Origin of the sequence: Algoriphagus sp. oki45, from assembly GCF_036245605.1 — a bacterium.
Classification (GTDB): Bacteria; Bacteroidota; Bacteroidia; order Cytophagales; family Cyclobacteriaceae; genus Algoriphagus.
Genome location: NZ_BTPC01000002.1, coordinates 64,672 through 91,447, shown reverse-complemented (window position 1 = coordinate 91,447; position 26,776 = coordinate 64,672). Strand labels below are relative to the sequence as shown.

The following is a 26,776-nucleotide window of genomic DNA, read 5'->3' as shown; positions in this document are numbered from 1 at the left end:
CCTGGTGTACGGGATTTTTATTTTAATAACTTTTTATTCATCCTTTTTGAAGGCTCAAAACCTCATCCACGACTTCCAGTTCAATGGCAATCTGAACGACACCAAAGCCACGGGCATCTCTCTGACGCCGTATAACGTAGCCACCTCTTCGTTCCAAACCAATCCTAACGGCTGGACCTGGACACAGCCCAGTTCTCCAGGTGGCGGTCTTACACTGGCCACCAATCAAATTCCCGATCCTACCAGTTATTCCCTGGGTTTCCGGATTGAATATGATCAGACCGGTACAGGTTATAAAAAGATTATTTCATTCCTGGGTTTGTCGGACGACAAAGGCCTCTATTTCAACGATGGCCACTTGGTGTTGTTCCCGTTTCCTGCCAATACTGCGGTAAACTATACGGCCAATACATTTTACGATTTTATCCTCACCAGGGCTTCTAACAATGACCTGAAACTGTATGTGGTGGAAGCCAATGGAACTGTTACAGAAGTATATAACGTAAATGATAATACGAGTTCTTCGGTTCCGCATTTGGTGGGTGGCAACCGGGTGTTTGATTTGTTTATGAATGATGCCACGGCTACCGAACATACCACCGGTGGCACCGTGCGCAGCATACGAGTGTGGGATGCACCCCTGCTGCCCAGCCAGATTGCCGGGGCGCTCAACAATAACCCAGGCGGGGTGGCTGGCACTGTAATGTGGCTGAAGGCCGATGACGGGGTGACCCAAAGCGGGGGCAACCTTACTGCCTGGGCCGACAAAACCGGCAACAACACCTTTACCAAGACCGGTACCATTTCCTTTGCCACTAACCAGGTAAACTTCAACCCCGCGGTGGGCTTTACCAACCCAACGGATGGTAATAGCTTGCCCACACAAGATCCTGCCAATCGCCTTGATGGTAATACCCAGATTACCGTAGCCGAAGCTTTTGCTGTTTATAAATATACCCCACACCCCGAGTTGGGAGGCACTATCGTAGGCACGGTACTGGGCAGCACAGCGTTTCCTGCCATTTCCGGGGCCATCTCCGGGGTAGGAATTTTTACCAGGTATTCAGGAGGAAACGACCCGCAAGTGGGAACTTTTACAAACGGCACTTTTACCGAAGGCCTAAATTTTGGTACTGATCCCCCACCTTACTACGACTACCAGGTAAGTGCGCAGGAGTTCATGATGAATACGCATAACTATGGGTCATCTACTTCTCCGACTTTTACGGATGTTTATGTGAATAGTGCTCTGGTGTTTCTACAGAACGGCTTTCCTCCGGTGAATCCGGATTTTCCTTCCATGACCTTTACACCAAGGGTTGGTGGTACCGTGTATAATGACCCCGGATTTTCGAATAGCTCAATATTATTGTACGGATTTTACGGGGAACTGGCGGAACTCATTACCTACCCGCAGCAGCTTTCGGCTACCGAGCGCAACAAGGTGGAAAGCTACCTCGCCCTGAAATATGGCCTTACCAAAGGCGCTAATCTGGCAAATAGCGTAACCTATACCTACCTGGCTTCCGATGGCAGCACCATCTGGGACCAGCCACTACCGTACAAGAATGACATCTTCGGCATCAGCAGAGACGATGGCACCGGGCTTAATCAGCCGCAAAGCAACAGCATCAACAGCGGCAGCGGAGATGGTACCGGCCAGAGCGGCAAAGGGAACATTGTACTGAGCAATCCTTCCAGCCTGGATAACCTGGATTTTCTGATCATTGGGCATAATGAAGATAAAAACACCTCCATCACCGAGCAAAGCACCGATTTGCCTGTCACCCTGCCCAACGCCAAACGCATCAGCCGCGAATGGAAAGTAAGCCGCATCGGAGACCCGGGCACCGTTACCTTAACATTTAACACTTCCGGCTTAACCGTAACCGGAACCACGGATAACGATTTCAAACTGCTCATCGATACCGATGGCGATGGCGATTTTACCACCGGAACCGTTACAGTAATTCAGCCGGCATCTTACGCATCCAATATACTTACTTTTAACACGGTAACCCTGCCGCACAATGCCGTGTTTACCTTTGTCACACAAACTGCGGGTCCTGCTATAGGCGGCTCTGCTTTATGGCTTAAAGCCGATGCAGGTACCACCAACAGCGGTGCCAACCTGACCGGCTGGGCTGACCAGGCAGGCATCAACACCTTCACAGTTTCCGGAGATCCTCAGACAGGAGCCTCAGGCATCAACTTTAATAATGCCATTGATTTTGATGGAGCAGGCGATTTTCTAACCGGAGATGCTGCGATTACTTTTCAAACCTTATATGTTGTCTCAAAACTAGGGACATCGAGCGGACAACCTACCATTATGAGTTCTACCCTCGCTTCGGATGGTAGCACGGCCAATAGAGGATATATTGCAAAAGGAAACAATCTACGAACCGGGGATAATCAAGGGACCTATTTTCAATCCAGTGGTGCTGTCGGAATAACTAAACCTAGATTATCTGTAGTCGAGATAGTGGCAGGTCAAACTCCGACAAATCACAAAACATTTATCGATGGTACCTTTCATGCAACTGCAAATTTGTTGGGAAGTTCGGCCATGAATCCCTTTACTGCACTCCCATATATCGGTCGTTCATCGGATCCTGCACAACCCGATTATTACAACGGTCAAATGGCAGAATTGATTATGTATCCAGCCTCTCATACAGATGCCGAGCGAAACAGAATTCAATCTTACTTGGCAATTAAATATGGTATCAGCTTAGATCCTTCAATTACAAATTATCTTGCTTCTGATGGTACAGTTCTTTGGAACAATACTGCGTACTGGCACGATGTATTTGGCATTGGAAAAGACGATGGCAGCGGGTTGAATCAATCCCAGTCCAACAGCATCAATACAGGCAGTGGAGATGGAACAGGACAGGCTGGAAAAGGGAATTTGGTTATTCAAGATCCAACCAACTTAGACAACGAAGAATTTTTGATGGTAGGTCATGACAATGGGTCTTTAACAGAACAAGGTACTGACCTCCCGATCTTTTTGCCTGGAGGAAAAAGACTGGGTAGAGAATGGAAAGTAAAACAAACAGGAAATGTCGGTGCTGTCACTCTTAAGTTTGATCTGACCGGGTTGACTGTTTCGGGGACCACGGCGGTTAATTTCCTTCTCTTGGTTGACCGAGATGGCAATGGTGACTTTACCAATGGTCAGGTCGATGGAATTTTTGCATCTTCATTCAACTCCAATGTGGTTGAATTTAATCAAATCAACCTGCCCGATAATGCAGTCTTCACTTTATTGACACTTCGACAGGATGCAGGTGGTGTTTCACAAAGTATTCTATGGTATGCTGCGGATAAGGCTGTCGATTTCACTGGAGGATCAGTCAACCAATGGGCCAATATCGGTAGCCAATTTACAACCTTAGCCAATGCCTCGGGAAATGCAAGACCAACACTTAATACTAGTGGTGTAAACCAAATCAATTTCAACAGGAGTGTTTCTTTTGATGGGGTAGATGACCGAATGATTACCCAAAAATTACCAGAGGTATTAGGATTGTCGGGTTCATCACAAACTTCAACTCAGTTTGCCGTTTATAGAGTCAAAGGGTCTGGAGATGCGATTTATTCCATGGATAATGGTTCCGGCCAAGTCAAAATTTCCATTCAAGATAATGGAGTTGCCTATCAGAATACTTTTTCAGCAAGTCCTTCTTCTAGCCCCGGAAATGGTCAAATTATCCTTACTGATATGGTTTCCACTACTAATTCTAATGGTACCAAATCACTTTCCCTGAATACCAATGGTATTGCCGGACAAACTGAAGCTGGTTCTTATAGCTCACCGGGTGATAGTCTCGCTTTTGTAATCGGGGGATATAGCAACACTTTTAATGAAGTAGATATTTCGGAACTAGTAGTATATCCTAAGGTTTTGACTGATACGGAAAGGAAAATTGTTCAATCTTACTTGGCTATTAAATATGGGATTACCCTTGGAAACCGATTAAATCCTTTCGATTATATCAATAGCCAGCAACAGCCAGTTTGGACGGGAACTGTAAAAACTAATTTCCAGTACGATATTTTTGGTATCGGAAGAGATGATAAAGGAGGGCTGCTCCAAGCATCCTCCAATAGTATGAATACAGGAAATGGAGATGGTACCGGAATTTCAGGAAAAGGAAATATCGTAATCCGGAATGCCTCATCCCTAGATGATGGGGACTTCTTGATGATTGGGCACAATGCTGATTCATTGACGACTCTAACTACCAATATACCTGCAAATCTGGGTTCTTTTCGCTTAAAAAGGGAATGGAAAGTACAGCGAACCGGTGATCCAGGAACAATTCAGTTAACAGTTGATCTATCAGGAATATCGATTACTGCTACCCAGACAAATGAGATTAAGCTACTTATCGATATCGATGGAAATGGGGACTTTACGGATGGAAACCCATCAGTATTGGATGCCTCTTCCTTTAATAATTCTATTGCGGTATTTAATGGAGTCAACCTTCCTAATGATGCAGTCTTTACAATAGTTACTGGTCCAGGTAATCCCTCATGGACACTTACCAAAACTGCCAGTACTCCAAGCTTTAATGCAGCAGGAAATCCCATAGTTTACAAATTTGTTTTGGAGAATACCGGCAACGTTGCCATTTCCAATGTAAACCTCCAAGACCTTTCCATCAACCAAACACCAACTCTAGATCCAAATTCCGATACAGGATCAGATCAGATTTTGGGAATTGGTGAATCTTGGACCTATTCTTTGACTTATCAGGTAACCCAAGATAACCTTGATGCAGGTTCGTTCCAAAATATTGCAACTGCGACAGGAACCTCAGCTGCTGGTGCCCCAACTCCCGCATCAGATACTGTAACGGTTAATGCCATTCAAAGCCCAGCTTGGACTTTGACAAAGTCAACATCGGCTACGGATTATTCTCAAGTAGGAGAGGTGATCCTTTACGAATTCCAATTGTCCAATACAGGAAATGTCAGCATAAGCAATGTCAGTTTGACTGATAATTTATTGTTATCTCCACCAGTATTGACTAGTGGAGATGGAGGAGTTGCAGGAAAATTAGAAGTGGGAGAGACTTGGGTATATGGAGGCTCATATACCGTCACCCAAGCAGACATCGATGCGGGCAGCTACAGCAATACGGCCACAGCCAACGGTACTCCAGCCGGGGGAACCTTAACTCCTGCGGTTTCGAATACGGTCACCGTGGATGCAGTCCAGAATCCTTCCTGGACAGTCACCAAATCGACAATAACAGCTGACTATGACCAAGTCGGTGATGTAATTAGCTATCAAATTCTTATACAAAATACAGGAAATGTCAGCATCACTGGGGTGACGCTCACCGATCCGAATACGACTATTTCAGCCACAATTCAAGGGGATAATGTTCCTGCGGGAACATTGGACGTGGGAGAAACGTGGACTTACACTGCTACCCATGCGGTCACCCAAGCAGATATCGATGCGGGCAGCTACAGCAATACGGCCACAGCTAACGGCACTCCTGCAGGTGGGACCTTGACCCCGGGAGTTTCGAATACGGTCACCGTGGATGCAGTTCCTAATCCTGAATTGACCGTCCAGAAAACCAGCAGTAGCCAACCTTACAGCCAGTTGGGTCAGGTATTGAATTACACCATCCGAGTCACCAACTCAGGAAACGTAACCATTACTCAGTTGGTCGTTTCAGATCCGGGCGCAGATGCCCCTGGTCCTGCCTATGCCTCCGGGGATTTGGGTAACGATCAGGTGATGGCTCCGGGAGAAACGTGGGTGTACAATGCCAAACACACCATAGTCCAAGCCGACTTGGATGCGGGAAGCTATACCAATATTGCTACAGCCACAGGTAATCCTTCACAGGGAATCCTTACAGATGCTACTGATGATGAGACCATTCAGGCAGTTCAGGTACCGAATTACAACGTGATCAAGCGGGCTGATAAGACTGGATACAGTCAGGCCGGTGAAGTGATCACCTATGGAATAGTGATTATCAATTCTGGAAACGTCACACTGACAGATGTGGAGATCGATGATCCGTTGACCGGTTTGATGACGACCATTCCTAGCATTACTCCTAGCCAAACAGTCGTAGCGACCAGTACCTATACCGTCACTCAGACAGATATTGAAAACGGAAGCATAGCCAATACCGCCTCTGTTTCTACAGATGACCCCAAAAATCCAGGGTCTACCATAGACAAGGTTGGGAACCTTACCATCAATGCTGCCCAGACACCAAGATTTGATATCTCCAAAACAGCCGATAAAACTACCATCACCACCGCCGGCGAGGTGATTGCCTACACCATCTTAGTAGAGAATACCGGCAATTTGATTTTGGAAAATGTGGAAGTCAATGATCCTCTTATCTCAGGTTCTCCTCTGACTTTGACTTCCGGGGACACCAATACCGATGGCAAACTCGACCCGGATGAGGTATGGACCTATCAGGCCTCCTATTCTGTTACTCAGTCGGATATTGATCAAGGAGGAGTTACCAATTCAGCCACCGTTTCCGGGGAATCGATTTTGGGGAATCTCCAAGATGACAATGCCAGTATTTTTGTTCCAGCAGATCAGATGCCTGATTGGACTATCCAAAAAACAGTGGACAGTCCAGGCACCTATGAAAACGCTGGAGATGTCCTTAGCTATACCATATCGGTTGAAAATACCGGAAATATCAGCATCACAGATGTTTCCCTCTTTGACCTGAAGACAGCCAATCCGGTCTTGGTTTCGGGAGATGTATCCAATACTGGAACTTTGGATGTTGGTGAAACTTGGGTTTACACCACCACCTACACCGTAACTCAGGCCGATGTGGATGCGGGAAGTTTTACCAATTCTGTCAGCGCCACATCCAAATCCCCTGCAGGAAACCTACCTGAAATTTCTGATGATGCTACCGCCACGGCTACACCTAATCCTTCTTGGACCCTGACCAAGAGTGCCGGCACGGCAACCTACGATCGGGCAGGTCAGACCATTACCTATACCTTGTTGGTAGACAACACCGGAAATGTATCCATTGATAATCCGACAGTTTCCGACCCTAAAGCTACCACCGGTCCTAGTTTCGTTTCCGGCGATACGGATTCAGACGGAGACTTGGATCCCAACGAGATTTGGACCTACACAGCTACCTATTCCATCAAGCAGGCAGATTTGGATGCAGGATCCTTCACCAATTCAGCCACTGCTTCCGGTACACCTCCTGGAGGAACCCTTCCGAATGCCACTGATGATGAGACCATCAATGCTATTTTTGATCCTTCGGTTGAGCTTACAAAAAATGTGAGTCCAAGCACCTATTCTATGGCAGGTGAGGTGCTGACCTACACCCTGGTTGTCACCAATAATGGGAACCTCAGTCTGTCCGATTTGGAATTGACAGATCCTTTCTTTGGGGCGGGAGTTTTCCCGGTAAGTGACCTTGCTCCCGGGCAAACCTTCACCTATACCAATACTTACACCGTCACCCAAAATGACGTAGACAATGGACCTGTAACCAATACTGCAACGGTCGAAGGGCAAGATTCTCAGGGAGGAGATGTCACTGACTCTGATTCTGCAACCTCCACTCCGGTGAAGAATCCTTCTTTTGAGGTCAATAAAACTACCACCTCTACGGGCTTTAATAGTCCGGGTCAGGTAATTACTTATTCCATCCAAATCCAAAACACAGGAAATGTGACCTTGGACAATGTTTCGGTTGACGATTCCATCATAGCCGGAAGCGATTTGAGTTTGGTATCCGGTGATGGACCTACTGTCGGGAAATTGGATGTGGGTGAGACTTGGGTATACCAAGGAACTTATACTATTACCCAGGATGATATAGATAATGGTAGCGTTCAAAATGTGGTTTCAGTTGAGTTGACCGACCCGGATAATAACACCTTGACCGATTCGGATACGGTAACGGTGAATGGGTCGAAGACCAATTCCATCAGTTTGACCAAATTAGCGGATCAACAAGGGTACGATTTAGCTGGGGATATTCTTACCTACACCATTTTTGTCCAGAACACAGGAAATACCCGAGTTGATAATGTGCAGGTGACTGATGATTTGATCGGCCTTACCTATATATCCGGGGATTTGTCTCCTCCATCCGGTCCGGGCAGAAATAATATTTTGGATCCGGGAGAAATATGGACCTTCACTGGAGCCTACACGGTCACACAGGATGATGTGGATAATGGTACTGTCACCAACAATGCTACAGTTACCGGTACCGATCCGGATAATGATACCCTAACAGATACAGATACGGACATCGTAACCGGCTCTAAAAATCCATCCATCGATGTAGTTAAATCTGCTCAGCCTAACAGCTTTAGCACTGTCGATGAGGTGATTACCTATACGATCCTTGTCCGAAATACCGGGAACGTTTCCATTTCGGATCTAGTGGTAGATGATCCTTTGATCAATCCACTGACCTTCCTTGGGGTGGATACTGACAATGATTCCAAATTGGACCCTACCGAGATTTGGACCTATCAAGGGACATATACCATTACTCAAGCTGATTTGGATCGGGGTAACCTAACCAATACCGTCACCGTCACCGGAAAAGATCCGGATGGTGGAAATGTGGGTGATGGAGATTCTAACTTTATCGGTGGGTCTGCCAATCCAAGCATAGACCTTGAAAAGAGAGCTCTTGCATTCGGATATTCTTTTGTTGGGGAAATCGTTCCTTACGAATTGAGGGTCAGAAATAATGGGAATGTCGATTTGGAAAATGTTCTATTGCAGGATCCAACCCTCGGCTATACCAATGCCATTGGAACCATGTCTCCAGGTGAGGTTCAAGTTTTCACGGTGGATTATTCTATTACCCAGAGAGACTTGGATGTCGGTAGAATTCAAAATGTCGCCAATGTAGAAGGGACTGCCCCTCTTCTTCCCGCCACTGTCAGAGACTTCGACGGGGTGGAACTCAATGGCTCCCAAAATCCAAAAATCGACATCTTGAAGTCAGTAGCAGAAAAGGGATATGATTCCGCAGGAGACCTACTGAACTATACCATCATCGTCCTCAATACCGGGAATGTGACGCTGAATTCTGTACAGATTACCGATCCTCTTACTGGATTGGATGTCAATCTACCGGTCTTATCTGTTTCTTCAAGCCAAACCTATACGGAAACTTACACAGTCACCCAAGACGATCTGAATGCAGGAAGGGTGATCAATACTGCGGAAGTCAATGCCAGAGGACCGTTTGGTCAACCTATCAAAGATGAGCAAACAGTTACTGTAATTGCCTCTAAAAACCCAAGTATCCGATTTACCAAAACAGCCACTCCGGCCAGTGTCAGCCAAGTAGGTGACGTCATCAGCTACTTGTTGAAAGTAGAAAACACCGGTAACCTATCCTATTTTGTAGTCAATACGGATGACCCGCTGACAAATCTGTCTGAAAGTGAGCCTAGACTCGATCCGGGCCAAACCATCATCTACACCACTCAATACACGGTTACCCAAGTAGATTTGGATCGGGGGTATGTGGAAAATGATGCAGAGTTGGTCGCACAGGTAGATGGAAGTAAGGTCACCCGAAATCAGACAGTAAGAACCCCTGTCAATCAAAATCCAAAACTGAAGGTCACCAAGACCCCTAGCATCAGCCAATTTGCCGCTCCTGGGGTCCTCATCAATTACACGATCACGGTAGAAAATACCGGAAACATCACGGTTACCAACCTGTCTGTATCCGATCCGAAGACAGCTGCTCCTCAATTTACCGGCGGAGATACCGGAAATGACGGCATTCTTTCTCCTGGGGAAATATGGACCTATACTACCTCCTACACCACTACCCAAGCCGATGTGGACAATGGTAAATTTGAGAACACTGCCACAGCTACCGGCACTTTGCCTAGTTCGGCTTCTATCTCTGAAACCGGAAAAGCTACTGTCAATGCGACCATAAATGCCCGATGGACGATCAATAAGACCGCTGCGAATAACCCCAAGAACTTTAGGGCTGTCGGTGAAATATTGAATTATCAAATTGTACTTGCCAATACAGGCAATGTCACTATTAAAAATGTGGTGGTTTCTGACCCGGGAGCAAGTGTGGGGCCTACCCTTCAATCAGGCGATACCAATACCAACAATCTCCTGGATGTAAATGAAACTTGGACCTATTCGGCTTCTTACACGGTGACTCAGGCAGATCTCGATCGGGGAAGATATATCAATGAAGTAACTGCCTCTGGTCAACTGACTTCCGGAAACCTTGCCAATGTCAAGGATACCGAAGATGTACCGGCTCTTGTTTTGCCAGGCTGGAAATTGGATAAGGTAAGTACTACTTCTCCGAATAATTACAATCGACCTGGTGCCGCCCTGAGCTATTCCTTGCTCCTGACCAATACTGGGAATGTGACCATCAGCAATATCAATGTGGTGGATCCGGGAGTGTCTTCAGGCCCTACCTTCCGAGGTGGTGACCTGAACAATAATGGTAAACTCGAGCCTAGGGAAGTATGGTCTTATACTGCTAACTATACGACCAAACAGCAAGATGTAGACAATGGAGAATTTGTCAATGTGGCCACTGCAACTGGGACTCCTACCCAAGGAAACCTTGCGCCAGCCATCGGAAGAGACACGATCCCTGCTATAGTCAACCCTGTCCTTACGGTCAACAAGAGAGCACAACAAAGTGGCTATAATGCCGTCGGAGAGACCCTTACCTACACTATTGAGATACGAAACGATGGCAATGTTAACCTGACTGATATCGCAGTCACAGACCAGAAGACAGGACTGAATGACTTTATCCGCTTCCTGGGAGTGGGTCAAAGTTTCACCTATACTGAGCAGTATCTGGTGAATCAGAATGATATTGATGCTGGCACCATTGTCAATACCGCTGAGGCAGTTGGCAAAAAACCGGATGGAGGTTCTATTTCAGACAGTGATACCGAAATCATTAATGGGGCTCAGACTCCGGGATTGAACTTTGGAAAAGGTGTCCAGCAAAGTGGATACTTCCAACCGGGAGAGGTTATTACTTATAACCTATATGCTCAAAACAGCGGGAATGTAAGCATTTTCGATCTCAGAATAGAAGATCCTAAAGTAGGGCTGGATACCTTGATTCCATTGTTGTCACCGGGAGAGTTCTTGGTCTTTGATGTCCAATATCTCACCACCCAGCAAGATGTGGATGTAGGAGAATTGATTAACGTGGCTACTGCAACTGGACGTGACCTAAACAACAACATTCTAACAGCCACCGATAGTAAGACACTGTTGGCTACCCAAAACCCTAAACTCAAGGTAGCTAAGTCCTCCTCTACACCAAATTATGATGCTGTTGGTGATGTGATCAATTATACATTCTTAGTTGAGAACGTAGGTAATGTGTCCCTGTTTGATGTGATCATAACGGATCCCAAGGCAGAAATTGACCCGACTGCCAATCCTATACCGGTTTTGGCTCCGGGGCAATCAGTAATCGTCAATGCGGTCCATACTGTGACTCAACCTGATTTAGATGCAGGTAAATACGAAAATATTGCCGATGTGGAGGGTAAGGAACTAGATGGAACACTGATTTCCAGAAAAACCAATAGAGTCACTGTTCCTGCTGTTCAGCGACCGGATTTCACCCTAACCAAATCAAGCAGTACAGCTTCTTATGATGCCGTCGGAAATGTTTTGAACTATACCATTTTGGTTCAAAATACCGGAAATGTTACCCTGACAGCTTTGTCGGTTTCGGATCCTAAGGCCGTTATCAATTCAGGTATACCAATCCCGATCCTTTTCCCTGGTCAGGTGGCCACAGTGACTGCATCGCACACTGTAGTCCAGGCTGACCTTGACGCTGGACGCTATATCAATACTGCCTCTGGTACAGGCTTGGATCCGAACAGCAAACTGCTGTCTCGCAACTCAAATACAGTGACCATACCTGCTTTGCAAAATCCGGTATTGGAAATTGTAAAAAGTGTAAGACAATCCACTTATGACCGGGTTGGTGAGCGAATTACTTATGATTTGGTGGTGACGAATAGGGGTAATGTCACGATCAGTAAAGTCGTGGTTACCGATCCAAATACAGTAGTTTCAACCGGTCAGTTTAAGCTTTCTCCCGGACAAAGCAAAAACCTAACAGCTACCCATGATGTAACTCAGGCAGACCTAGATGCGGGAGAATACCGCAATGTGGCTACCGCTACAGGTCAAACCCCTCAGTCTGTCGCAGTGCAGGATTTGTCCAATGAGGTGGTAATTACTGCTATTCAAACTCCTGGAATCGCAGCTTCTAAGTCGACAGCAACTTCCTCTTACAGTGCAGTTGGACAGGAAATCCAATATGTAATCTCTGTGGAAAACACAGGTAATGTGACTCTTTCCAACATCAATATCACTGATCCTAAGGCAGAAATTCTTGGAACTAATCCAATACCTTCTCTCGCTCCTGGTCAGGTAGTCGATGTTCCGGCAAGGCATGTGGTCGCACAGGTGGATTTGGATGCAGGTAGCTACTCCAACACTGCTACTGCCTCGGGGGTAGATGTGAATAGCAATCCCCAAGAGGCCATCACCAACCAGATTACTGTTCCTGCTGCTCTAAATCCAGGTATTGAGGTGGTGAAGACACCAAGTCAAGGAATTTATGACCAAGTTGGAACTATAATTAATTATGACATCGAAGTAACTAATACTGGAAATGTTACTCTGGATCAGGTGGAATTGGTCGACAACGAAACCAATCTGACTGTAATTGTGGGAACACTTGACCCGGGTCAGACCGAGGTTTACACTACCAGTTATACCATCCAGCAAGCAGATTTGGATGCTGGTTTGTTTGTCAATACTGCTTCTGTAACTGGAGTAAGTAGAGATCCATCAGCTACTTCAGTTAGTGATGTCGGTTCGGCTACCGTTAGAGCGATCCAAAATCCTGAAATTGCACTACTCAAAACGACACCGAACGGCCCATATTCTGCGGTAGACGAGGTTATTGATTACGAATTGGTTGTAACAAATACCGGTAATCAGACTTTGGAGAATACCCAATTGGTGGATAGTAAACTAGGCCTTAATGTGTCCATTGGAGAGCTGCAGGTAGGGGCGAGCTCCACCGTTACAGGTATCTATTCCATTACTCAGACCGACTTGGATAATGGTTCTTTGGTTAATACAGCCACAGTCACTGCAGTATCTCCCGCAAATCGTCTTATTTCTGACATCGATTCTGTTGAGGTTCTTGCCAACCAAATCGAGCAGTTGACCTTTACCAAACAAGGAGATCGATTCTTCTTCTTTGCTCCAAATCAACAAGTAACCTACGATTTGGAAGTCAGCAATACAGGTAATGTGACGCTTAGCAATGTAGTAATCAATGATCCAAAGCTGAGTTATACCAGCCCAACTCTTACTTTAAATCCAGGTGCAAGCACTGTAGTTCAAGTTACCTACGACTTCACTCAAGTAGATTTGGACAACGGTGATTTTATCAATACTGCCACGGTCAATGCAGAAAGTCCTTCCGGTAATCCGCTTCAATTGCAAGACAGTTGGACCGTTCAGGGAATTCAATTGGGAGGAATTCAAGTTAGAAAGCTGGTTACCCCAAGAATCTTCCAAGCAGACGGAGATCTGCTGGTTTATGATTTCATTATCACCAACACAGGCAATGTAACCCTGGATCCTGTTCAAATCAGCGATCCTCGAATCGGCTATTCCGAAGACTTGGGATTGATGGCTCCGGGAGCATCCATTACCCGATCCTTTACCTACACAGTACAGCAAAGTGATGTGGACGATCCTAATGGAATCATCCGAAACGAGGTAACCGTTAATGCCACTGAACCCGATCAAACAGTCATCAGTGCGAAAGACGTTGCCTTTGCCATCTCAACCGGAAGACCAGCTGTAGAGCTCGATAAGTTTGCAATCGGCAAAAAATCCGGATATGCAAATCCTGGCGATCAAATCATTTATGAATTGATTGTGACCAATACAGGAGATGTCACATTGATAGATCTTGTATTGGAAGATAGCAATACCGGGTATACTGAGACGATTGGTACCCTTCCTGTAGGTCAGTCTGTGGTACGTTCGGTTACTTACACGGTGGATCAGGATGATATAGATGCTGGAGAAGTAGTGAATATCGCTACCGTCACCGGAAGAGGTGAAGGTGGAGGAATCAGTGGAGCGAGTGTACGTCAAGAAGCTACAGAGATTGTTCAGGGAATTCAAAATCCAATTATCCAGATTACCAAGACGGCAAATAAAGCCCAAATAGGTGCCGCCGGGGAGGTAATTCAATACACCATTGAGGTGGAGAACGTAGGAAATCAAACCTTATTCCAGGTGAATACGGTGGATCTACTGGTAGGTCTGGATGAAACGGTAGCGGCTTTGGCACCTACGGACCCACCATTGATTTATACCAGAAATTACACGGTAACTCAAGCGGATATTGATCTTTTGATCATTCCAAATACGGCCACTGCTACCGCACAAAATCTCAATGGGGTTCAGGTATCCGATCAAGCTTCGCTCAGAATTCCGGTGCTCAGAAATGCTCGACTTACCTTGGATAAATCCGCGGATGTCAGCACGGTGAATGATGCCGGGGATGTAGTCAACTACACGTTGGTCGTTTCTAATCCTGGAAACCTCACCTTGACAGGAGGATTCGTAGTAGATGCAAAAATCAACCTGGATGAAAGGAATCTAAATCTTGCACCGGGGCAGAGCCTTACCTTTACTAAGCCTTACACTGTCTCTCAGGATGATATCAACCGTGGATTCATTGACAATACAGCAGGCAGTATCTTCTTTACACCATTTAGACAGCCAATTTTTGCAAATGATTCCCTGCGAGTCTTGGCAAATCAGGCAGGTGATTTGACGCTGACCAAAACCGTCGATAAAGTCAGATTTGCCCAAGAGGGTGAAGAACTGGTATACACCTTCATCGTCACCAATACCGGAAATCTCACCTTGGATCCGGTCAATTTGGAGGATCCGTTGCTAGGTGTCACTACCAATCTGGGACTCCTACAGCCTACCCAATCCGCAACATTTACATCTAGCTATTTTGTAAATCAAGGGGATTTGGACCGAGGATTCATCCGTAATGTGGCAAGAGCAGAGGGCACAGGTCCAAATCAGGTTGTTTACGGTGATACAGACCGGGCTGTTTCCTTGGTTGATGCCAGTCCATCCCTCAGTCTGATCAAATTTGCAGATGTGACAGATTTTGATGCGGTTGGGGATGCGATCAATTACTCATTGGTCGTAGAAAATACCGGAAATCTTACCCTTTCCAATGTGGTTTTGGCAGATAACCTACTTGGAATCAATCAAAATCTCGGGGATTTGGCTCCTCAGGATATTCAAACTATCACAGGTATTTATTCTGTGGATCAAGCTGATCTGAATGCGGGTGAAATTGTCAATATTGCACTGGTGTCAGGAGTAAGTCCGTTTGGAAGGACTGTCAATGATCAAGCTACTTTGACGATTACCGGCACTCAATCTCCTGATCTTTTCTTCGAGAAAACGGCAGACAAGACTCAGGTAAGCACCTTGGGTGAACTGATTGAATACACACTAGATGTAAGAAATACCGGAAATGTGACTCTTTCTAATGTCACGGTGATTGATCCTTTGACCAATCTATCTGTCAATGTAGGTAGCCTGGCTCCAAATGTTGGAAATGCCAGAACGACTACCCATGCAGTCACTCAGCAGGAATTGGATGCTGGATTTGTGATCAATACCGCCACAGCAACAGGGGTAGATCCAATGAGCGCCACCTTGGAAAGACAGTCCACGGTAACTGTGACAGTAATTCAGAATCCGGTGATTGAGTTGGTAAAAACTGCCAATAAATCCACCTACACCACGGCGGGAGAGGAAATTGAATACACCCTAGACATCAGCAACACCGGCAATGTGACCCTGACCAATGTAGTGGTGAAGGATCCATTGACAGGCCTAGATCAAAATCTCGGTACTTTGATACCGGGCGAGAGCATCCAGGTGACCAGTATCTACACTGTAGAGCAGGCCGACATCGACTTTGGGTTTATAGATAATATTGCTACAGCGACTGCTCAGGACCCAGGTAATCAACAGGTTGAGGATCAAGATAATCTAACCATTACAGCCAATCAAAATCCGGGATTGACATTCCAAAAAGTTGCTTTAGTCAATCAATTTGATGCGGCTGGAGATGTCATTGATTATACTTTGACGGTGACCAATGCAGGAAATGTTACCCTGAACAATGTGGTGGTGACAGATCCGCTTACCGGAACCAATCAAAACTTGGGAACTCTTTCCCCAGGTCAGGTAGAAGTGGTCACTACTAGCTATACCACCAATCAGGTGGATATGGATGCAGGTGTGGTAAATAATACCGCTACTGTAGTGGCGACGGAGCCAAAAGGTCAAATCCTTCAGTTGCAGGATTCTGAGACCGTAACAGGTATCATCATCGGAGAAATCACCGTAATCAAAACTGCCGATGTAAGTGAATTCACTCAGGCTGGAGATTTGATCACCTATTCTTTTGAGGTCAGCAACATCGGCAATGTGACCTTATTCTCTGTGGATATTCAGGATCCTATCCTGAATTTGGTATTGCCTATCGGACAAATGGCTCCTGGACAAACTGAGACCAGAACAGTAACTTATACTGCTACCCAAGATGATGTGGATCAAGGAGGAAAGATCAACTTGGCCTTTGCAGAAGGTTTCGATCCCAAATTTACTTTTGTATTTGATTTGGACTTGTTGTTCATACCTGCAATCCAGAATCCGGATATTGAAATCGTCAAAAGTGCACTTACTTCAGACTATGATGCCCCTGGAGATGTCCTCGAATATGCTATCGAGGTAGAAAATACCGGCAATGTCACTCTGAGCAATGCAGAGATCATCGATCCGCTTACCGGTACGGATGTGACGGTAGGTGATTTGGCTCCTGGACAAACGGCTTCCATTTCCACCACTTATACAGTGACTCAGGCAGATGTGGATGCGGGTAACGTCACCAACACTGCGACAGTGGAAGCCACTGATCCTACATTGGCAATCATTTCGGATACAGATGATGCCCTAGTCAACGCAATTCAGACTCCGGGAATTTCACTTCAGAAAACAGCCGATCCATTAACCTTCGATGCGGTGGGCAATGTGATTACCTATACTCTGACTGTGGAGAATACCGGTAACGTAACCCTCGATCCCGTTACCTTAAATGATCCTATCGGTGGAATCAATGCTCAAGTTCTGGGTTCATTTGCTCCGGGAGACAGTCAGGTGATTACCGCGACTTATACTATTACCCAGATTGATATTGATCAAGGTCAAGTCATCAATCAAGCTACAGTCACAGGAACTGATCCTAATCAGGTAGCCCAACTTGCTACAGCTACAGCGACGGTGACGGCTATTCAGACTCCTGATTTGACTTTGACCAAAACCGCAAATCCAACCACTTATCAAAATGTGGGAGATAACATCCGTTATGAATTCGTAGTCACGAATTCGGGTAATGTGACTCTGGATCAGGTTAGTTTGAATGATCCTTTGGCCGGTATTATCGGACAATCCTTGGGTACACTTGCACCTGCGGAAAGTAAAACCCTCAGTGGAATTTATCCGATTACCCAAACGGATCTGGATGCCGGCTTGGTGATCAATAATGCCACAGCCACAGCAGTGGACACCAATCAAAATCCATTGGAAGCAGCTGCCACAGCGACGGTGACGGCTATACAGCTTCCTTCCATCATTCTTGAGAAAACTGCAGATGTATCAAGTTTCGATGCAGAAGGAGATTTGATCAATTACCAGCTAGTGGCTACCAACAAGGGGAATGTCACTTTGGATAATGTGACCTTTAATGATCCAATCGCAGGAATTACAAATTCAAACCTTGGATCATTTGCTCCTGGCGAAACCTTGACAGTCACTGGTAGCTATAGCATACAGCTAGCTGATCTGAATGCTGGGGAGCGTGAAAATACAGCGACAGTGACCGCTACCGGTCCTCAAAATCAAAACTTGGAAACAACGGATCAATTGATTGTTCCGGCGGATGTTTTGCCGGCTATTCAATTGGTGAAGGTGGCCGATCCACAGTTCTATTCCATTGCCGGAGAAGTAGTCACTTACTATCTCACGGTCACCAACGTGGGTAATGTCAGCCTGAATTCCATTGCCTTGCAAGACCCGCTGATTGCTGCCGCACCAATTGCCATTTCTGATTTGGATCCCGGACAGAGTGAGGTTCAGACGCTCACTTATACCGTCACACAGGCGGATCTTGATTTGGGACAAATAGAAAATACGGCAAGTGTTACCGGAACGGATCCATTTGGTACGGTGGTCGGAGAATCGGCAATCGAATTGATTACTGCGGCCCAAAATCCTGTGGTAGAAATCACCAAAACTGCAGATAGGACTTCCTTCCAGGCTGTAGATGAAGTCATCACCTACACATTGGAAGTAGAGAATATCGGAAATCTTACCTTGACTGATGTAGTGGTGACTGATAATCTCACTGGCTTTATTTCGCCTCCTGTTACTTTAGATCCAGCCCCTGCTTCGGGTACCTCGGTTAGTTATACCACCACCTATACCGTGACGCAAGTGGATTTGGACAGAGGATTTATTGAAAACTTGGCGGAGGTAAATGCCACCTCTTCAGCTGGACCTGTTATGGATCAGGATGATGTTAGAATTAACGCTCTCACCAATCCTGGCATTGAGTTGGAAAAATCAGCCAATCCTACTGTTGTTGTCAATACCGGTGAAATCGTCACTTTCACCTTTGTAGTGACCAACGTGGGTAACATCACGGTAGAAGATGTGGAAATAGATGATCCTCTGATCAATTTCAACCAAGTGGTAGGAGATCTAAGCCCAGGTGAGTCTTTCACTGCATCGGCCGCGAGAACTGTTACTCTGGATGCCTTGCAGCAGAGGATATTTATCAATTTGGCTACTGCTACTGCAGTAGCAGTAGACGGTACTAACCTAACAGCTACTGATAGAGCGATTGTAGTTTCTGTGGATGACGCTGGTCTTGAATTGATCAAAACTCCAATTGAAAAAACCTACAGCAAGCCCGGAGATATCATCAACTATGAATTGGAGGTAGTCAATATTGGAAACTTCACCCTCGAAAATCTCCTGTTGAATGACCCATTGACTGGAACTGTTGACTTAAGCCTGTCAAATATTTTACCGGGGTCATCCACTGTGGTGACAGTTAGCTACACGGTAGATCAAGATGACCTTGACCAAGGTTTTGTAACCAATACCGCAACGGTAACAGGGAATGGCATTGGCTCTATCAATCCTTTGAGAGATGAGGATTCGGCCATTGCCACGGCAAGTAGAAACCCGTCGATCACATTGAACAAAAATGCTCTGGTGAATACTGTAGTCCAAGCAGGTGATGTGATTCCATACGAATTGACCGTAACCAATACAGGTAATGTCACCTTGGTCAATTTGACACTCAACGATGCGCTGACAGGAATTAACAACTTGAATCTGGGCACTTTGGCCCCTGGAGCTAGCACGGTAATTCCAACTAGCTACACTACCGATCAGAATGATTTTGATACCCAGATTTCTATTCCAAACACGGCCACTGTAACCGGCACCACCACTGCTGCTATTCCAACTGTGGTCTCGGATACAGATGAGGAGAGGGTATTTACGACTAAAGCACCAAAAATTCAGGTGACTAAGACTGCCCAAACCCAGATTTATATCTTCAGAGGTCAGGTGGTGAATTACGAGATTGTAGTGAAAAATGTAGGCAATCTGACCTTGCTCAACACTACCGTTCTGGATGATCTCACCAAATTACAGGAAACTATTCCATCCCTTGCACCAAATGCCAGCGTGACTTATACTACTTCCTACACGGTAACTCAGGCAGATGTCGACAATGGATTCATTGTCAATACAGCAGGAGCCATAGGATTTGATCCGTTTAGAAGATCGGTAAAAGACGACGCTACCGAGACTATCAATGCTGTGCAGGGATCAAGGTTGCTCCTTTCGAAGGTTCCAACCCCTACTACCTACTCCAAAGCCGGAGACGTGATCGATTATGAGTTGACGGTGATCAATGTGGGTAACTTGACCATTACCAATGTGACCATCGATGATCCACTGATTATTCTTGGCCCTGATAAGGATGTAGGCACCTTGCTTCCATTTGAAAATGCAGTGGTGACAGGTAGCTACACCATAACTCAAGCGGATGTGGATGCAGGGGAGTTTGTCAACATCGCCTCAGCTTCCGGATCTAGCGTGATCAATGCAAATATCACTGCTGGGGCTTCGGCTACCGTTACGGCCATTCAATCTCCGGGAATCGGACTTCAAAAGATAGCCAGCCCGACTACCTATGACCAGGTAGGTGATGTCATTAGCTATGACCTCATTGTGACCAATACCGGAAATCTGACATTGAATCCAGTGATTCTGGATGATCCATTGGTGGGTATTTCCGCTCAGGACCTTGGTTCATTTGCTCCTGCAGACGTCATTACAGTTTCCAGAAACTATGTGATCGATCAGCAAGATCTGGATCGCGGATTTGTAATAAATGTGGCTTCGGTGACCGGATTGGATCCAAATCAATCCACTCAGTTCGCAGGAGCGACCGCTACTGTGACGGCTGTTCAGACTCCGGGTATTTCATTGACCAAAGTAGCAACTCCGCAGACTTACGATCAGGAAGGGGATATCATCAATTACAATCTGGAAGTAACCAACACCGGAAATGTCACCTTGGATAATGTGACGGTTACAGATCCATTGACCAGCCTCAATGTAAATATCGGAAGCCTCGCTCCAGGTCAGGATAGATCGGGTGTGGTCGTCTACACGATTACCCAAGATGATGTGGATAATGGTCAAGTAGTCAACATTGCCACTGCCGTAGGAACAGATCCAAATAAGTTGAATTTTGAAACCACTGCTACTGAGACCATTTTGGCCATCCAAAGACCTAGCATCGAGTTGACCAAGAATGCGGATTTGAACATCTATGATGCAGTGGATGAGGTAATCACTTACACCTTGACTGTCACTAACTCTGGGAACTTGACCATTGAAAATGTGGTCTTGTCAGATCCATTGACCGGATTGTCTGATGACATAGGAACTATGGATCCGGGTCAAGTAGAAGTAGTGACTGCAACGTATACCGTTACTCAAGCGGATTTGGATAAGGGCTCTATAACCAACGATGCCGAAGTAACGGGAGTAGCGAAGAATCAGACACCTGTAAGTGATCAGGCTCAGGTAGTTACACCTTCCAGTTCTAATCCTGCCCTCAGACTTACCAAAGTGGCTAACCCGACCACATACAATGCAGAAGGAGAGCAAATCACATATACGCTTACCGTTTCTAACGTAGGTAATTTGACCATCACAGACGTGGTGGTGGAGGATCCTTTGACCAGCACATCGGTAAATGTGGGCGACTTGGCTCCGACTGAATCTCAAGTGATAAATGCGAATTATTCAATCCTTCTATCTGATATCGATAAGGGGACAGTAGTGAATGTGGCTACTGCCACAGGACTTGGGGCAAATAATCAGTCCGTAACTGCAACTGCCACTGCAACGATTAGAGCAATTCAGGACCCTGCATTGCGATTGCAAAAGACAGCTAATGTGATCGAATACGACAGAGCGGGTCAAGTGATTGGCTATACTCTCGAAGTGACCAATATTGGAAATGAGACCCTGTTTGACGTTACGGTAGTTGACCCGTTGACCAATTTGAATCGAAATATCGGTCAGCTCGTGCCTACCCAAGTCGTCTTTGTTCAGGAAAACTACACAGTGACCCAGCAGGATGTGGATAATGGTAGCATTCTCAATGTCGCCAATGCAAGAGGCAGGGATTTGAGTGATCGGGTGGTGAGCTCCACGGATAGATTAGAAATACCTGCCATCCAGACTCCTGGCATTGCCTTGACCAAGACAGCGAGTCCGACGACCTACGATCAGGCCGGTGATGTGATCACCTATACGCTGATTGTAACCAACACCGGAAACGTCACCTTGTCCAATACCACAATCACAGATCCATTGACCAATGCGAATGACCTTGTGGGCAACCTGCTTCCGGGCCAGTCTGCCACCGTCACGTCCAATTATGCGGTCAACCAGACGGATGTTGATAATGGTAACGTGGTGAATACGGCTACGGCGACAGGCACGGATCCAAACCAATCCGCACAAACTGCCACGGCAAGTGCTACGGTGACTGCTGTCCAGACTCCGGGCATTGCCTTGACCAAGACAGCGAGTCCGACGACCTACGATCAGGCCGGTGATGTGATCACCTATACCCTGATCGTAACCAACACCGGAAACGTGACCTTGACCAATACCACGGTTACGGATCCATTGACCAATGCGAATGACAATGTGGGCAACCTGCTTCCGGGCCAGTCTGCCACCGTCACGACCAACTATGCGGTCAACCAGACGGACGTGGACAATGGAAGCGTGGTGAATACGGCTATGGCGACAGGCACCGCTCCAAACCAATCCGCACAAACTGCCACGGCAAGTGCTACGGTGACGGCCACCCAAACTCCGGGCATTGCCTTGACCAAGACAGCGAATCCGACGACCTACGATCAGGCCGGTGATTTGATCACCTATACTCTGATCGTAACCAACACCGGAAACGTGACCTTGACCAATACTACGGTTACGGATCCATTGACCAATGCGAATGACAATGTGGGCAACCTGCTTCCGGGCCAGTCTGCCACCGTCACGACCAATTATGCGGTCAACCAGACGGACGTGGACAACGGTAGCGTGGTGAATACGGCTACGGCCACGGGCACAGATCCAAACCAATCCTCACAAACTGCCACGGCAAGTGCTACGGTGACTGCTATCCAGACTCCTGGCATTGCCTTGACCAAGACAGCGAGTCCGACGACCTACGATCAGGCCGGTGATGTGATCACCTATACGCTGATTGTAACCAACACCGGAAACGTCACCTTGTCCAATACCACAATCACAGATCCATTGACCAATGCGAATGACAATGTGGGCAACCTGCTTCCGGGCCAGTCTGCCACCGTCACGACCAATTATGCGGTTAACCAGACGGACGTGGACAACGGTAGCGTGGTGAATACGGCTACGGCCACGGGCACAGAGATAAACCAATCCGCACAAACTGCCACGGCAAGTGCTACGGTGACGGCCACCCAAACTCCTGGCATTGCCTTGACCAAGACAGCGAGTCCGACGACCTACGATCAGGCCGGTGATGTGATCACCTATACGCTGATTGTAACCAACACCGGAAACGTCACCTTGTCCAATACCACAATCACAGATCCATTGACCAATGCGAATGACCTTGTGGGCAACCTGCTTCCGGGCCAGTCTGCTACGGTCACCACCAACTATGCGGTCAACCAGACGGACGTGGACAACGGCAGCGTGGTGAATACGGCTACCGCCACGGGCACGGATCCAAACCAAGCCCCACAAACCGCTACGGCAAGTGCTACGGTGACGGCCACCCAAACTCCTGGAATTGCCTTGACAAAGACAGCGAGTCCGACGACCTATGATCAGGCCGGTGATGTGATCACCTATACACTGATCGTAACCAACACCGGAAACGTGACCTTGACCAATACCACGGTTACGGATCCATTGACCAATGCGAATGACAATATGGGCAACCTGCTTCCGGGCCAGTCTGCCACCGTCACGACCAACTATGCGGTCAACCAGACGGACGTGGACAACGGTAGCGTGGTGAATACGGCTACGGCGACAGGCACCGCTCCAAACCAATCCGCACAAACTGCCACGGCAAGTGCTACGGTGACGGCCAACCAAACTCCGGGAATTGCCTTGACCAAGACAGCGAATCCAGGAAATTTCAACGAGTTGGGGGATATAATTACCTATACCTTAATTGTAGAAAATACTGGAAATGAAACTCTTTCCGGAATTCTATTGACAGATCCATTGACTCAGCTGAATCAACAGCTAGGTACTTTGATGCCTGGATCGACTTCTACAGTCAATACTACCTATACCATAAATCAGGCAGATATCGATCAAAATTTTGTATTGAATATTGCCACAGTGACAGGAGTTTCCTCTTCAGGATCACAAGTATCGGATGTGGCTGAGGCATTTGTACAGGGAATCGTGGGAGGAGAAATTAGATCCAAACTTGAATTGACGAAAACGGCAAATCCAGACACTTATGAAAAAGTCGGGGATTTGATCACCTATACCTTTGTAATTCAAAATACTGGCATTACTACACTGAGAGATGTGATTTTAGAGGATCCGATGCTTTCTATTTCAAGTAATCTGGGCATTTTCTCTCCGAATCAGTCTCAAACTTTGAGTGCAGTATACACGGTTACTCAACAAGACGTGGACGCAAAACAGATCGAAAATATTGCGACTGCGACAGGTTCTGGACCTTCTTTGGAATTGGTTTTGGCTAGGGATACTGCCATCGTGAATTTGGATCTTTCTGCTTTGAGGCCTGAAATTTCCATCACCAAGTCTGCAGACAAATCATCCGTGGAAAGCGAGGGAGAAGTAATTACCTATACACTTGAGGTACAAAACACCGGAGTGGTGGATTTGATTAATGTCCAAATTACGGATCCATTGACAGGACTTGATTCATTGCTTGGTGACTTGAAGGTGGGTGAATTGGTAAGTTTGACTACGGTCTATACCGTTACTTGGGATGATATTTTGGCACAAGTTCCAATTACCAACATAGCTACCGTAACGGGAATTGACCCACAAAACCAGTCTGTTGAGGATACAGATTCTGCGGAAGTACGGGTTGTCTGTGCCAATTCAACCTTGCTCACGGGTAGAGTGATCAATTTGGTGGATAATTCGGGTCTGGCCAATGTTCCGTTGATCATCACTTACCCTGATAACTCTCAGCGATTGACCCTTACCGATGCGGATGGAAGATATTTCCTAAGAAATATTCCTACCGGCGCTTACCGAATTGAGGTATTTGACCGAAATCTCAACAAGGCCCAGAACTTGTTTGCAGTAAATGGAAATATGGCTGAGGTTACTATTGCGACTTGCAGATATGTAAATCAAAATTTTGAATATAATCTTGGAACAGAAGCCAATGGCCTTCTCCATATCCAGGGCTTTGTCTGGTATGACCTGAATGGGGATGCAGAACAAAATGAATGGTTTGATGCCAATGGGGATGATCAAGTGACCCAAAATCTTGTAGGTCCTGGTCTTTCTATTGATTTGAATCAGTGGGAATGGATAGACCTAAACGGGGATGGAAGCTACGAGGGGCTGGAAAACTTTGGTGAATTGAACAAGGCAGGATTCGGTAACCCTTCAGGTGCCAATCTGGAGATTCAAGGGCCAAACGGATACCAAGCCACCGAGGAAATCGGAACATTTGGATTCTGGAAACATCTATTGCCTTCGAATCAACCATTGGGTGAATTTACCATCACTCTTAACCCTGATGATCAGTTTGCCCAAAACGGATTGAGTTTAGTTTCTACCGGTTTGGTAAAAATCCTTCCAAATCAGGGAGGAAGAATTCAAGAGCCAAGATTCAAGGTAGTGTGCGAATTTACTACCCCTCAGATTCAGACTAAAATCTTGGAACCCCAATCCATCGTCGACTTTGATTATGGAATTACTTGTAGGCTGCAATCTGACAAAGAAATCATCGCAAATGATGATCAATTCGGACCAATCTCTGTCAGCTTTGGAGGAACCTTAGGAAACATCCTAGCCAATGATCTATTGGATGGTGAAAGGCCTCTTCCTCAGGACGTCCTGATTCAGATTACTGACCTAGGCGGTATGCTTGGAGTTTCTGTAGATGAAGAAGGCAACTTGGTGATTATTCCTGGGCTAAACGCACCGGGTACTTATCAGATAACTTACAGCTTACAGGAGGCAGACTTCCCTGAAAATGAGGACCCTGCGATTATCACGATCATTATAGAAAATGACCAAGTTGATCTTTCCATTTTGAAGGATCGTCTCTCTGATGAAATCTACGAAGGAGATGAATTTGAATACCAATTGACGATCACGAATGTTGGAGAAACTCCGGCTACTGATGTGGTAATCACAGATATTCTCCCTGCAGGATTGACCTACATTTCTTCCAATGTGCTGAATGTGAGCAGTCCTCAGATCCAGGTTGGAAATCCTCAAGTCAATGGCGCCACAGTGACTTGGAGTGTTCCATTTGTTCCTTCCGGTGGTCAGATTGTTCTCAGGATAAAAGTCAAGGCAGGTGACCCTGGACAAATTCTAAACATTGCCCGAGTCGAATCAGAGGAAGAAGATATCAATCCTTTGGACAATCAGGCGGAAAATCTAGGAGAAATCCTTCCATTCCGTATTCCGAATGTAATTACTCCTAGTACAGTAGATGGGGATAATGATACCTTCGAAATTCTGGGATTGGGTAAATTCATCAGCAATGAGATTGTGATCTTTAACCGTTACGGCGACCATGTCTTGGAAGCTACCGATTATCAAAATGACTGGAGTGCTTCGGGTCAGGTAGCCGGAACCTATTTCTATGTTCTAAAAGCAGTGGATAAGGAAGGAAGAACCCATGAATTCAAAGGCTGGATCCAAGTAATTAAGTAATGGTCCATAAGTTTTGAATTTCAAAAAATTGCT

Annotated in this window: 1 protein-coding gene; it reads left to right on the top strand. The window is 46.2% G+C overall.

Annotated features, from left to right (window positions below; translation table 11 throughout):
* The first annotated feature begins 46 nt into the window (after positions 1–46).
* A complete protein-coding gene (locus AAA942_RS09870; RefSeq protein WP_338220096.1) occupies positions 47–26,743 on the top strand; it encodes a DUF7507 domain-containing protein in 26,697 nt (8,898 codons plus the stop codon).
* Positions 26,744–26,776: the final 33 nt, after the last annotated feature.